This is a genomic window from Agromyces sp. NPDC055658, from assembly GCF_053618155.1.
Map to the genome: position 1 here is coordinate 1 of NZ_JBSHHD010000027.1, position 12,962 is coordinate 12,962.

A 12,962-nucleotide genomic window follows, 5' to 3' on the forward strand; every position below is an offset into this window, starting at 1 on the left:
GGCGTCGCCGTGCGGCCTCAGCGCAGGATCTCCTCGAGCGCCGCGCGCTGGTGGCGGTGGCCGACGGTCTCGTAGCCGACCACGACGACGATCGGCGCGCACGCGGCGATGACGATGCCGACGGGCAGGCTCGCGCCGGCCGCGACGGCGACGAGCGCGAGTGCGAGCACGACGATGCTGCCCAGGAAGAGCCCGATGTGGAAGGGGTCGAACCGACCCATCAGGAAGCTGTAGAGCGTGAACAGCGCCGTGAGGAAGATCGCGACCGGCACGACGACGGTGCCGAGTGCCGCGACGTCGTCGATCGACGCATGGCCGGCGATCTCGTTCGCCGCGACGTGCAGTCCCGCGCCCGTCGCCGCGAGCGCCCCGAACACGATCATGTGCCCGTAGCCCCACACGTACGACCGGCGACGGAACCGGGCGAGCAGCTTGCCGGAGGGCATCGTGAAGTAGGTCCACCACAGGCCGAACGCGAGCAGGGTGCCGCCGAACGCGACGAGGCCCGCGTCGAGCGACCATCCCTCCGCCTCGACGGCCGCAGAGATCGCGAGGATCGTGCCGAGCACGACCTCGCCGAGCGTGATGATGACGAGCAGCCCGTAGCGCTCGGCGATGTGGTGCGGATGCCACGGCGTCGAGCCGCCGCCGCGCTCGGCGAGCGGCGGGATCGCCATCTCGCAGATGCCGAGCAGCAGCCAGATCCACAGCGTGAGCGCGAAGGGCAGGTTCACGACGATGAGCACGATCCACGCCGCCTGCACGATCGCGAGATAGCCCGCGTAGCGCAGCGCCGTGCGCCTGGAGGACGGGTCGTGCCGGGCGATGCGCAGCCACAGGGCGATCGTCGCGAGGCGCATGATGACGTACCCCGCGATGATGACGCCGTTGTCGACGTGCTCTCCGCCCTCGATCGAGTGGAAGAACTCGGGCATGCCGAGCGCCATCACGAGCACGCCGACCATCTGCACCATGGTGGCGACGCGCACGTAGGCGTCGTCGTTGTCGTACGCGCTCGCGAGCCATGTGTAGTTGATCCACGCCCAGCAGATCGCGAAGACCGCGAGCGAGAACGCGATGATCGCCGAGGAGAAGTGCCCGAGCTCGAGCAGGTGCGCGGCCTGGGTGCCGGCCTGGCTGAACGCGACGACGAAGGTGAGGTCGAAGAGCAGCTCGAGCGGGGTCGCGGCGCGATGCGGCTCCGACGGGTCGCGCCCGACCATGCGGCGCAGGCGGTGGTCGAGCGGGGGGTGCGCTGGCGTCGTCATGCGCCTATCGTTTCAGGATTTCGCAGGCTCGTCAGGACGATTCGGCCGGGATCGTGCTCAGCGGTGGACGATCCCTTGAAACGGTGTCGTGATGGATGCCTCGGCGCGGGGCCGAGGCACCCATCACGATCGTGTCAGCGGCTGAGCAGGAGCGCCTCGCCCTGCCCGCCGCCGCCGCAGAGGGCGACCGCGGCGTTGCCGCCGCCGCGGCGGGAGAGCTCGAGCGCCGCGTGCAGCGCGAGTCGCGCGCCCGAGGCGCCGATCGGGTGTCCGAGGGCGATCGCGCCGCCGTGCACGTTCACCCGTTCGAGGTCGAGGTCGAGGTCGCGCGCCGACTGCAGCGACACGGCGGCGAAGGCCTCGTTGATCTCGACGAGGTCGAGGTCGCTCGCCGCGACCCCGCCCTTCTCGAGCGCGGCGGCGATCGCGTTCGACGGCTGCGAGTGCAGCGAGTTGTCGGGCCCCGCGACCTGGCCGGCCGAACCCACGAGCGCGAGCCACGGGAGGCCCCGCGACTCGGCCCACTGGCGGCTCGCGACGACGACCGCCGCGGCCCCGTCGGAGAGCGGCGAGGAGTTGCCCGCAGTGATGGTGCCCTCGGCGGCGAACGCCGGACGCAGCTTCGCGAGCACCTCGACGGTCGAGTCGGGGCGAACGCCCTGGTCTTCGGCGACGACCACGGGGTCGCCCTTGCGCTGCGGGATCTCGACCGCGACGATCTCGTCGGCGAAGACGCCAGAGGCCTGCGCGGCGCCGGCGCGTGCGTGCGAGGCGGCGGCGATCTCGTCCTGCTCGGGACGCTCGATGCCGTAGCGCGTGTTGACCCGCTCGGTCGAGGCGCCCATCGACTCGTGGTCGAACGCGTCGGTGAGGCCGTCGTGCGCGGCGTGGTCGACCATCGTCCAGTCGCCGTAGGTCTTGCCGGCCCGGGAGCCGGGCAGCAGGTGCGGCGCGTTCGTCATGGACTCCTGGCCGCCGGCCACGACGACGTCGGCCTCGCCGAGCCGGATGAGGCGCGCCGCATCGGTGATGGCCACGAGCCCCGAGAGGCAGACCTTGTTGACGGTCGTGGCCGGCACGCGCCAGGGGATGCCCGCAGCGACGGCCGACTGCTTGGCGGGGTTCTGGCCCGCACCGGCCTGCAGCACCTGGCCCATGATGACGGCGTCGACGTCGTCGGGGGAGACGCCGGCCCGCTCGAGCGCGCCGCGGATCGCGACGGTTCCGAGCTCGACGGCGGACTGCGAGGCGAGGTTGCCGTTGATGCGGGCGAACGGGGTGCGGGCGCCGGCGATGATGACGACGTCGGGCGTGCTCATGGTGGGTGACTCCTTCGTCAGCAGGTGGGGTGTGCTTCCAGTCTAGGTTCCCCGGGCGGGGCCGCCGCCGCTCGGGCGATGTGCAGAGCTGCACATCGAGGCTGCGATTCTCGGCATCGACGCTGCAGGCGTGCGCATCGAATACTGGGGAGCGCAATCCGGGCGCCGCACCTGTCGCGGGCCCGTCACCACAGCCGTTCACCGTTGAGAGGCACACACACCATGCGGGTTACGAAGAGGTATCTCGCGACGGCCGTCATCGCCGCCGCATCCATCGCCCTGGTCGGTTGCGCACCGACCGCCACCGCGGGCGGAGGCGATGCGTCGGGCGACGCAGCTGTCGTGAAGGTCGCGATGATCACGAGCCAGTCGGGTCCGCTCGCCGCCTACGGCGAGGCCTACACCGCGGGCTTCGAGGCCGGCCTCGACTACGCCACCGACGGCACGGGCGCCGTCGACGGGCGCGAGCTCGACATCGAGTGGCTCGACGACCAGGGCAACCCCGACACGGCCGTCTCGCTCGCGAAGGACGTCATCGGCCAGGGCACGCAGATCATCGCAGGCACCGTCGTCTCGGGCATCGCGACCGCGCTCGCCGAGCAGGCCGAGCAGAACAAGATCCTCTACATCTCGGGCCCCGCCGCGGCCGACGCGATCACCGGTGTCAACGACTACACCTTCCGCTCCGGCCGGCAGACCTACCAGGACGTCGCGACGGCCGGCACCTTCATCGGCGACCCGGCCGGCAAGAAGGTCGTCGTGTTCGCGCAGGACAACGCGTTCGGCCAGGGCAACCTCGCAGGGGTGCAGGCGGTGCTCGGCGGCCAGGGCGCGACGGTCGAGGGCGTGCTCGTCGCCGAGGACGCCACCGAGTTCACGCCCTTCGCCCAGCAGCTCGTCGCCGCCTCTCCCGACCTCGTCTTCGTCGCGTGGGCCGGCGCCTCGTCGGGCGCGATGTGGACGGCACTCGCCCAGCAGGGCGTCTTCGACGCCGCGCCCGTCGTGACCGGCCTCGGCGACGTCGCGACCTACGGTGCCTACGGGGATGCCTCGAGCGACATCTCGTTCCTCAACCACTACTTCGCCGGCGCGTCGGGCACCGACGTCGAGACCGCCATGATCGAGCACCTCGACGAGGCCGGAGCGACGCCCGACCTGTTCTCGCCCGACGGCTTCGTCGCCGCGCAGATGCTCGTGCAGGCGGTCCGCGAGGGCGGCGACTCGGTCGACGGCATGGTCGACGCGCTCGAGGGCTGGACGTTCGACTCGGTCAAGGGCGAGATCACCGTCCGCGAGGAGGACCACGCGATGATCCAGCCGATGTACCAGGCGAAGCTCGTGCAGGACGGCGACGCCTGGGTGCCCGAGCTCGTCGACACCGTCGACGCCGAGACGGTCGCCCCGCCCGTCGCCGGCGAGTGACCGCATGAGGAGCGACCACGCGATGCTCGCACTCGAGGGGATCGGGCTCCGCATCGGCGGGGCCCGCATCCTCGAGGGGGTCTCGCTCGAGGTGCCCGCGGGCCAGATGCTCGGGGTGATCGGGCCGAACGGCGCCGGGAAGACGACGCTCTTCAACGTCGTCTCGGGCGTCGTCCGCCCCACCGCCGGGCGGGTGGTCCTGGACGGCGTCGACGTCACCCGCGAGCCCGTCCACCGACGAGCCACGGCCGGGCTCGGCCGCACCTTCCAGACCTCGAGCCTCTTCCCCGAGCTCAGCGTGCTCGAGAACGTGCGGCTCGCCGCGCAGGCCCGCCTCGGCGGCGCCACGAGCCTCGTGCGCATCCCGCGCGCCGGCGACGCGGCGACGACGCGCGCCCTCGACTGCCTCGAGGAGGTCGGCCTCGCGCACCGCGCCGACGCCGAGGCGTCGGGTCTCGCCCACGGCGAGAAGCGCAAGGTCGAGATCGCGATGCTCCTCGCACAGGACCCGAAGGCGATCCTGCTCGACGAGCCGATGGCCGGCGTCGCCTCCGGCGACGTCCCCGCGATCACCGAGGTCATCCGCCGGCTGCACCGCGGCGGGCGCACCGTGCTCATGGTCGAGCACCACATGGAGGTCGTGCTCGGCCTCGTCGACCGCGTCGCGGTCATGCACCACGGCGAACTGCTCGCCGTCGACACCCCGGAGGCCGTCATGGCGAACCCCACCGTGCAGTCCGCCTACCTCGGGGAGGCGATGTGACCGAGTCGATCCTCGACGTCCGCGGCCTCACCGGGCGCATCGCCGGGCAGCAGGTCATCGAGGACGTCACGTTCGAGGTGCCCGCGACCGGGGTCACCGCCCTCCTCGGGCGCAACGGCGTCGGCAAGACGTCGACCGTGAAGTCGGTGCTCGGCCTCATCGAGCGTTCGGGCGAGGTCCGACTCGCGGGGGAGCGCATCGACGGCCTTCCGACCCATCGCATCGTGCAGCGCGGCGTGGGCTACGTGCCCGAGGACCGCGAGGTGTTCGGCGGCCTCACGGTGGCCGAGAACCTCCGGCTCGCCGAGCGCGACGCGGCACCGCGGCGCGAACTGGTCGAGCGGCTCTTCCCCGACCTCGTCGAGCGCCGCGCGCAGCGCGCGGGCACCCTCTCGGGCGGGCAGCAGCAGATGGTCTCGCTCGCCCGGGCCCTCGTGAACGACAACCGGCTGCTGCTCGTCGACGAGCCCACGAAAGGGCTCGCGCCGCGCATCGTCGACGAGGTCGCCGCGGCCCTCGCGACGGCGGCCGAGACGGTGCCGATCCTCCTCGTCGAGCAGAACCTCCACGTGATCCGCCGGCTCGCCGAGCGCGTCGTCGTGCTCTCGGGCGGCACGGTCGTGTTCACGGGCACGGCGCACGAGTTCCTCGACGACGAGGCGCTCGTGCAGCGCCACCTCGGGGTGCACGACGCGAGCGAGGCCGCCTGATGAGCACCGTCGTCCTCCTCGTCATCACCGGCCTCGGACTCGGGGCCCTGTACTTCCTCGTCGCGAGCGGGCTCTCGCTCATCTACGGGCTCATGGGCGTCCTGAACTTCGCGCACGGCGCGTTCCTCACGATCTCCGCGTTCCTCGGCTGGGAGGCCGGGCGGAGGGTCTCCGACGGAACATGGTGGGGACTCGCCGTCTCTGCGCTGGTCGGCATGGCCGTCGGCGCGCTCGTCGCGGCCCTCACCGAGTACTTCCTGATCCGGCGGCTCTACGAGCGGCACATCGAGCAGGCGCTCGTCACCGTCGGGCTCTCGCTCGCCGCCGTCGCCCTCTTCGAGGGCATCTGGGGCACCGACCCGATCTACACCGCGAAGCCCGAATGGCTCACGGAGACGACCGAGATCCTCGGCGCGAGGATCCCGAACGACCGGTTCCTGCTCATCGCGTGCGCCCTGGTCGTGCTCGGCGGCATCGTGCTCTTCCTGCACCGCACCCGCTACGGCCTCATCATCCGGGCCGGCGTGGAGAACCGGCAGATGGTGTCGGCGCTCGGCATCGACGTGCGGCGGTCGTTCACGCTCGTCTTCGCGATCGGGGGCGCCGCAGCCGGACTCGGCGGGGTGCTCGCCTCGGTCTACTACGGCTACGTGTCGGCCCACCTCGGCAGCGTGCTGCTCATCTTCGCGTTCATCGTGACGGTCATCGGCGGGCTCGGATCGCTCACGGGCGCGGCCGTCGCCTCGGTGCTCGTCGCCGTGCTGCAGCAGTTCGCCAACTTCTACCTCGGCGGCACCGGCGACCTCGTCGTCGTCGTCGCGCTCGCCGTGGTGCTGCTCATCCGCCCGCGTGGGCTCATGGGGAAGGTCGCATGATGTCGAGACGGACCCGTTGGCAGAACACGGCCCTCCTGCCGGTGATCGGCGGCGTGCTCGCCGTCGTGGGGCTCGCCGTGCTGCCGCTGCTCGCGATCGACGTCCCGGGCGTCCTGCCCGGCCCCACCTACACCCCGGGCACCCTGCAGCTCCTCGCCTACGCGATGCTCATCGCCGCACTCGCCCTCGGCTACCGCATGATGTTCGGCCTCGCCGGCCTGTTGTCGTTCGGGCACGCGCTCTTCTTCGCCGCGGGCGCGTACGGCCTCGGCATGACGCTCGAGGCGTTCGCACCGCCCGAGTGGCCCGGCGACCTCATCTTCGTCGTGTCGATCCTCGTGACGCTCGTCGGCGGGCTCGTCCTCGCGATGACCGTCGGCGCGCTCGCCCTGCGGGTCACCGGCATCTCGTTCGCGATGGTGACCCTCGCGTTCGCCCAGGCCGGCTCGGTGCTCATCCGCCGCAACCCCGGCGGGGCGACGGGCGGCGACGAAGGGCTGTCGCTCGACATCGAGCACGTGCCCAGCGCGCTCGTCGGCGTGGTGAACACCCGCAACCTCTACTGGCTCGCGCTCGCGGTGCTCGTCGTCGTGTACCTCGTCGTGCTGTGGGTCGAGCGGAGTCGCGCCGGGCACGTCGCCGCTGCGACGCGCGAGAACGAACTGCGCGTGCGCGTGCTGGGCCTCCGCCCCTACACCGTGAAGCTCCTCGTGTTCGTCGTGGCCTCGGTGCTCGCCGTCGTCGTCGGCATGGCCTACCTGCTGCTGCAGTCGGGCGCGTCGCCGCGCATCGCGACCGCCGACTTCACGCTCACGCTGCTCGTCATCGTCGTGCTCGGCGGAGTCGGGTACCGCTGGGGCGCGATCGTGGGCGGCATCGTCTACACGCTCCTCGACCAGCGGCTCACCGCGCTCGCCGGTTCCGACGCCGTCGCCGGCCTGCCCGCCGTGCTGCGGGTGCCGCTCAGCGAGCCGCTGTTCATCCTCGGCACGTTGTTCGTCCTCGTCGTGCTGTTCCTGCCGGGCGGCATCGCGGGCCTGCCGCAGCGCATCCGGTCGGGCCGCGTCCGGCATCCGCTCGAGGCGGAGGAGGCGACCGATGCGTGAGCACGAGACATCCCACCAGACCCACGACGCCGCGCGGGAGCGCGGCCGACAAGGAGGAAACGTGACCGATCTCACTGGGCGACGCGCCGTCGTCACCGGGGGAGCGAGCGGCATCGGCGCCGCCTGCGCGCGTGCGTTCGCGAGCGCGGGTGCGCACGTCGTGATCGCCGACCTCGACGCCGACGCCGCCGCCGCGCTCGCGGACGAGCTCGGCGGCGAGTCGTGGGCGGTCGACCTCGCCGACACCGCGGCGCTCGCCGGCCTCTCGCTCGAAGCCGACATCCTCGTCAACAACGCGGGCATCCAGCACGTCCGCCCGATCGAGGAGTTCGAGCCCGAGCGGTTCTCGTTCATCCTCCGGCTCATGCTCGAGTCGCCGTTCCTGCTCATCCGCGCCGCGCTGCCCGGCATGTACGAGCGGGGCTTCGGACGGGTCATCAACCTCTCGAGCGTGCACGGCCTGCGAGCGTCGCCGTTCAAGTCGGCCTACGTGGCCGCCAAGCACGGGCTCGAGGGGCTCTCGAAGGTCACCGCGCTCGAGGGCGGCCCGCACGGCGTCACGTCGAACTGCATCGACCCCGGCTACGTGCGCACGCCGCTCGTCGAGAAGCAGATCGCCGACCAGGCGCGGCTGCACGGCATCACCGAGGAGGAGGTGCTGCCGAAGATCATGCTCACCGAGTCGGCCGTCAAGCGGCTCGTGGAGCCCGCCGAGGTGGCGAGCCTCGCGCTCTGGCTCGCGGGGCCCGACGCGGGCATGGTGACGGGAGCGAGCTACACGATGGACGGCGGATGGAGCGCACGATGACAGGCGCCGCCTTCACCGCCGCGGTCGCGGGCGGCGCGCTCGCGGGCGGCCAGTGGCACGAGGATGCCTCGGGGCTGCCGATCCTCGCGGTGCACGGCATCACCGCCAGCCATCGCGCATGGGACCTGCTCGCCGACGGCCTGCCCGACCGCCGGGTGATCGCCCCCGACCTGCGCGGTCGCGGTCGCAGCAACCGGCTGCCTGCGCCGTACGGACTCGAGCAGCACGCCGACGATCTCGCGGGCGTGCTCGACGCGCTCGGCGTCCCGCGCGCGTTCGTCGTCGGGCACTCGATGGGCGCGTTCGTCACCGTGCGCCTCGCCGAGCGCCACCCCGACCGCGTCGCGGGCATCGTCCTCGTCGACGGCGGACTGCCGATCCCGGCGCCCGCGGGCGTCGCGCCCGAGGACCTGCCGGCGCTCCTGCTCGGCCCGGCGCTCGAGCGGCTGGCGATGACGTTCCCCGACCGGGCGGCGTACCTCGCGTTCTGGCGGCGCCATCCCGCGATGGGTCCGTACTGGAGCGACGCGATCGAGGCGTACGTCGACTACGACCTCGAAGGGGAGCCGCCGGCACTGCGCAGCGCGGCGAATGCCGATGCGGTCGCCGTCGACGCGCTCGAACTCGACGGGTCGGCGGGGTACGCCGAGGCGCTCGCCGCGCTGCCCGGTCCGGTCGACTTCCTCAGGGCGCCGCGGGGCCTGCTGGACGGCGCGCCCCTGTACGCCGCGCCGCTCGTCGCTGCGGCGACGGAACGGCTCCCGCAGCTCGTCGTCGACGAGGTCGACGACGTCAACCACTACACGATCCTCATGACGGCCCTCGGCACCGGTAGCGTGATCGATGTGATCCGCACCCGCATCCAGGCCGCGGAGACACAGGAAGGTGCATCGTGACACTCGACAAAGTCGTCGGGTCCGCCCAAGAAGCGGTCGCCGACATCCCCTCAGGAGCCAGTCTCGCCGTCGGCGGGTTCGGGCTCTGCGGCATCCCGATGGTGCTGATCCAGGCCCTGCTGGACGCAGGGGTCGACGGGCTCTCCGTCGTCTCGAACAACTGCGGCGTCGACGATTGGGGGCTCGGCGTGCTGCTCGCGAAGCAGCGCATCGCCAAGATGACCTCCTCGTACGTCGGCGAGAACAAGGAGTTCGAGCGGCAGTACCTCTCGGGCGAGCTCGAGCTCGAGCTGACCCCGCAGGGCACGCTCGCCGAGAAGCTGCGGGCGGGGGGCAGCGGCATCGCCGCGTTCTTCACGCAGACCGGCGTCGGCACGCAGGTCGCCGAGGGCGGCCTGCCGCGGCGCTATCACGCCGACGGCACCGTCGCCGTCGCGAGTCCGCCGAAGCCCGTGCAGACCTTCGAGGTCGCGGGGGAGCCGCGCGAGTTCGTCATGGAGGAGGCGATCACGACGGACTTCTCGCTCGTGCACGCGCTGAAGGCCGACCGGTTCGGCAACCTCGTCTTCGACAAGTCGGCGCGAAACTTCTCGCCGCTCGCGGCGATGGCCGGGCGCATCTGCATCGCCCAGGTCGAGGAGCTCGTCGAGCCCGGCGACATCGATCCTGACGCCGTGCACCTGCCCGGCGTGTACGTCGACCGTGTGGTCGTGGTCGGCCCCGAGATCGAGAAGCGGATCGAACGCCGGACGGTGTCGGTCGAGAAGGCGGCATCGCGCGAGATGCCGGAAGGAGCCTGAGCCATGGCACTCACCCGCCTCGAGATGGCGGCCCGCGCCGCCCGTGAACTCAGCGACGGATCGTACGTGAACCTCGGCATCGGCCTGCCGACGCTGGTGCCGAACTACGTGCCCGAGGGCACGACGATCCTGCTGCAGTCGGAGAACGGCATCCTCGGCGTCGGGCCGTACCCGACGGAGGACGCGGTCGACCCCGACCTCATCAACGCCGGCAAGGAGACCGTCACCGTGCTCCCCGGCGCCGCGTACTTCGACTCGGCCCTGAGCTTCGGCATGATCCGCGGCGGCAAGATCGACGCCGCCATCCTCGGCGCCATGCAGGTCTCGGCGCGCGGCGATCTCGCCAACTGGATGATCCCCGGCAAGATGGTGAAAGGACCCGGCGGCGCGATGGACCTCGTGCACGGCGCCCGCCGACGCATCGTGCTCATGGAGCACGTCGCGAAGGACGGCTCGCCGAAGATCGTGGACGAGTGCTCGCTGCCGCTCACCGGCAAGGGCGTCGTCGACCGCATCATCACGGACCTCGCGGTGATCGACGTCACGGCCGACGGGCTCGTGCTCGTGGAGTGCGCGCCGGGCGTCACCGTCGACGAGGTCGTCGCCGCGACGGAGCCGCCCCTCGACACCTCCGCGGTGGGGTAGCCGTGGTCGACACGATCCTGCCCGGCATCCTGGCCCGGCAGGTGGCCACGCCGCGCCTTCGCGCCGGGGTGCTCGAGCGCCCCGCGGTGCCGGGCGAGCAGTCCGCGACCGTCGTCGTCGTCCACGGCAACGTCTCGTCGTCGTTGTTCTGGCAGCCCGTCATGCTCGCGCTGCCGGCCTCGGTGCGCGCGATCGCGATCGACCTCCGCGGCTTCGGCGACAGCGAGACGCTGCCGGTCGACGCCACGCGAGGGGTGCGCGACTTCTCCGACGACGTCGCATCGGTGATCGACGAGCTCGGCCTCGGCGCCGTGCACCTCGTCGGCTGGAGCATGGGCGGCGGGGTCGCCATGCAGCTCGTCATCGACCGCCCAGAGCTCGTCGCGAGCCTCACCCTGCAGTCGACGGTCTCGCCGTACGGCTTCGGCGGCACCCGGCTCGACGGGACGCTGCTGGTCGACGATGCGGCGGGCACGGGCGGCGGGGGAGCGAACCCCGATTTCGTCGCCCGGCTCGCCGCGGGCGACCGCACCGAGGAGTCGCCGACCTCGCCGCTCACGGTGTACCGGTCGAGCTACGTCGCGCCCGGTTTCGCCTCCGAGCTCGAGTCGATCTGGGTCGCCTCGATGCTGTCGACCGCCACCGGCGTCGACCACTACCCCGGGGATGCCTCGGGCTCGGCGAACTGGCCGGGGTTCGCGCCCGGCGGGCGGGGCGTGCTGAACACGATGGCGCCGACCCACTTCGACACCTCGGCCATCGTCGACGTCGCCGAGAAGCCGCCCGTGCTGTGGATCCACGGTGCACAGGACGCGATCGTCGGCGACGCCTCGTTCTTCGACCTCAATCAGCTCGGCAAGGCCGGCATCATCCCGGGCTGGCCGGGCGACGAGGTCGCACCGCCGCAGCCGATGGTGTCGCAGACCCGCGCCGTGCTCGCCCGCTACGCCGAGCGCGGCGGGGCGGTCACCGAGGTCGAACTGGACGGCTGCGGGCATTCGCCCCATCTCGAGCGGCCGGCCGAGTTCCTGGAGGCGCTCGTCGCGCTCATCGCGACTGAGGGCGAAGGGATGCCTCGGGCTGCATCCGCCTGAGGCATCCACTCGCGGCCGACGCTCGGCCTCGCGCAACTAGACTTGCCTCGTGCCTGCTGTGAATCTCGGAATGCCGAAGGTCCCCGAAGTCCTGGCCCCCCGACGCAAGTCGCGCCAGATCAAGGTGGGCAAGGTGCTCGTGGGCGGCAACGCCCAGGTGAGCGTCCAGTCGATGACCACGACGCCGACGACGAACATCAACGCGACGCTCCAGCAGATCGCCGAGCTCACGGCGTCGGGCTGCGACATCGTGCGCGTCGCCGTGCCGAGCCGCGACGACGCCGAGGCGCTGCCGATCATCGCGAAGAAGAGCCAGATCCCGGTCATCGCCGACATCCACTTCCAGCCGAACTACGTGTTCGCCGCGATCGACGCCGGCTGCGCCGCGGTGCGCGTCAACCCGGGCAACATCCGCAAGTTCGACGACCGCGTCGGCGAGATCGCGGCCCGTGCGAAGGCTGCTGGGGTGTCGCTCCGCATCGGGGTCAACGCCGGCTCGCTCGACCCTCGCCTGCTCGAGAAGTACGGCAAGGCGACTCCCGAGGCGCTCGTCGAGTCGGCCGTGTGGGAGGCGTCGCTCTTCGAGGAGCACGACTTCCACGACTTCAAGATCTCGGTCAAGCACAACGACCCGATCGTCATGGTGAAGGCGTACCGCATGCTCGCCGAGCGCGGCGACTGGCCGCTGCACCTCGGTGTCACCGAGGCGGGTCCCGCGTTCCAGGGCACGATCAAGTCGGCGACGGCGTTCGGCATCCTGCTCGGCGAGGGCATCGGCGACACCATCCGCGTCTCGCTCTCCGCGCCGCCCGTCGAAGAGGTCAAGGTCGGGCTGCAGATCCTGCAGTCGCTGAACCTGCGCGAGCGCAAGCTCGAGATCGTGTCGTGCCCGTCGTGCGGGCGTGCGCAGGTCGACGTGTACACGCTCGCCAACGACGTGACCGAGGGCCTCAAGCACGTCACCGTGCCGCTCCGCGTCGCCGTCATGGGCTGCGTCGTGAACGGCCCCGGCGAGGCGCGCGAGGCCGACCTCGGCGTCGCGAGCGGCAACGGCAAGGGGCAGATCTTCGTGAAGGGCGAGGTCATCAAGACCGTGCCCGAGGCCGAGATCGTCGAGACGCTCATCGCCGAGGCCCAGCGCATCGCCGACGAGATGGGCACCGACGCCCCGGTGGGCGCACCGACGGTCGTCACGCCCTAGCGTCGTTCGGCACGCACTGCGCGTGAGCTGTCGCCCGTTCGGTGCCGCCGCTTGT

At 71.7% G+C, this 12,962-nt stretch carries 13 protein-coding genes; 11 read left to right on the forward strand and 2 right to left on the reverse strand.

Annotated elements, in window-relative coordinates; genetic code table 11:
• Nucleotides 1-17: 17 nt before the first annotated feature.
• Nucleotides 18-1,268 carry a low temperature requirement protein A gene (locus ACWGPE_RS13365; RefSeq protein ID WP_452048884.1) on the reverse strand — a complete coding sequence of 417 codons (1,251 nt, stop codon included), beginning with the start codon at nt 1,266-1,268 and terminating at the stop codon, nt 18-20.
• Between the two features lie 134 nt (nt 1,269-1,402).
• Nucleotides 1,403-2,587 (reverse strand): acetyl-CoA C-acetyltransferase, encoded by a 1,185-nt coding sequence (locus ACWGPE_RS13370; RefSeq protein ID WP_231431442.1) that lies wholly within the window; start codon nt 2,585-2,587, stop codon nt 1,403-1,405.
• A gap of 222 nt (nt 2,588-2,809) precedes the next feature.
• On the opposite strand from ACWGPE_RS13370, the gene ACWGPE_RS13375 reads away from it, so the two are divergent.
• The 11 genes from ACWGPE_RS13375 to ispG all read left to right on the forward strand — a co-directional run bounded on the left by ACWGPE_RS13375 (nt 2,810) and on the right by ispG (nt 12,907).
• A complete protein-coding gene (locus ACWGPE_RS13375; RefSeq protein ID WP_452048885.1) occupies nt 2,810-4,009 on the forward strand; it encodes a substrate-binding domain-containing protein in 1,200 nt (399 codons plus the stop codon).
• Nucleotides 4,010-4,013: 4 nt separating this feature from the next.
• A complete protein-coding gene (locus tag ACWGPE_RS13380) occupies nt 4,014-4,772 on the forward strand; it encodes an ABC transporter ATP-binding protein (protein WP_452048886.1) in 759 nt (252 codons plus the stop codon).
• Nucleotides 4,769-5,482, forward strand: a complete 714-nt coding sequence (locus ACWGPE_RS13385) for an ABC transporter ATP-binding protein (protein ID WP_231431439.1) — start codon at nt 4,769-4,771, stop codon at nt 5,480-5,482. Before ACWGPE_RS13380 ends, ACWGPE_RS13385 begins: the two co-directional genes overlap by 4 nt.
• Complete coding sequence (locus ACWGPE_RS13390; protein WP_231431438.1) at nt 5,482-6,357, forward strand: branched-chain amino acid ABC transporter permease; 876 nt, start codon at nt 5,482-5,484, stop codon at nt 6,355-6,357. Before ACWGPE_RS13385 ends, ACWGPE_RS13390 begins: the two co-directional genes overlap by 1 nt.
• A complete protein-coding gene (locus ACWGPE_RS13395) occupies nt 6,354-7,463 on the forward strand; it encodes a branched-chain amino acid ABC transporter permease (RefSeq protein WP_452048887.1) in 1,110 nt (369 codons plus the stop codon). Before ACWGPE_RS13390 ends, ACWGPE_RS13395 begins: the two co-directional genes overlap by 4 nt.
• A gap of 61 nt (nt 7,464-7,524) precedes the next feature.
• Nucleotides 7,525-8,271 (forward strand): 3-hydroxybutyrate dehydrogenase, encoded by a 747-nt coding sequence (locus tag ACWGPE_RS13400; RefSeq protein WP_452048888.1) that lies wholly within the window; start codon nt 7,525-7,527, stop codon nt 8,269-8,271.
• On the forward strand, nt 8,268-9,167 hold the full coding sequence (locus ACWGPE_RS13405; protein ID WP_452048889.1) for an alpha/beta hydrolase: 900 nt from the start codon (nt 8,268-8,270) through the stop codon (nt 9,165-9,167). Before ACWGPE_RS13400 ends, ACWGPE_RS13405 begins: the two co-directional genes overlap by 4 nt.
• Nucleotides 9,164-9,967 (forward strand): CoA transferase subunit A, encoded by an 804-nt coding sequence (locus ACWGPE_RS13410; protein WP_231431435.1) that lies wholly within the window; start codon nt 9,164-9,166, stop codon nt 9,965-9,967. The genes ACWGPE_RS13405 and ACWGPE_RS13410 overlap by 4 nt, the downstream gene beginning before the upstream one ends.
• Nucleotides 9,968-9,970: 3 nt before the next feature.
• On the forward strand, nt 9,971-10,612 hold the full coding sequence (locus ACWGPE_RS13415) for a CoA transferase subunit B (RefSeq protein ID WP_452048890.1): 642 nt from the start codon (nt 9,971-9,973) through the stop codon (nt 10,610-10,612).
• Between the two features lie 2 nt (nt 10,613-10,614).
• Nucleotides 10,615-11,706 carry an alpha/beta fold hydrolase gene (locus tag ACWGPE_RS13420; RefSeq protein WP_452048891.1) on the forward strand — a complete coding sequence of 364 codons (1,092 nt, stop codon included), beginning with the start codon at nt 10,615-10,617 and terminating at the stop codon, nt 11,704-11,706.
• 70 nt (nt 11,707-11,776) lie between these two features.
• Nucleotides 11,777-12,907, forward strand: coding sequence for a flavodoxin-dependent (E)-4-hydroxy-3-methylbut-2-enyl-diphosphate synthase (gene ispG / locus ACWGPE_RS13425; RefSeq protein ID WP_231432358.1), 1,131 nt, complete (start codon nt 11,777-11,779; stop codon nt 12,905-12,907).
• Nucleotides 12,908-12,962: the final 55 nt, after the last annotated feature.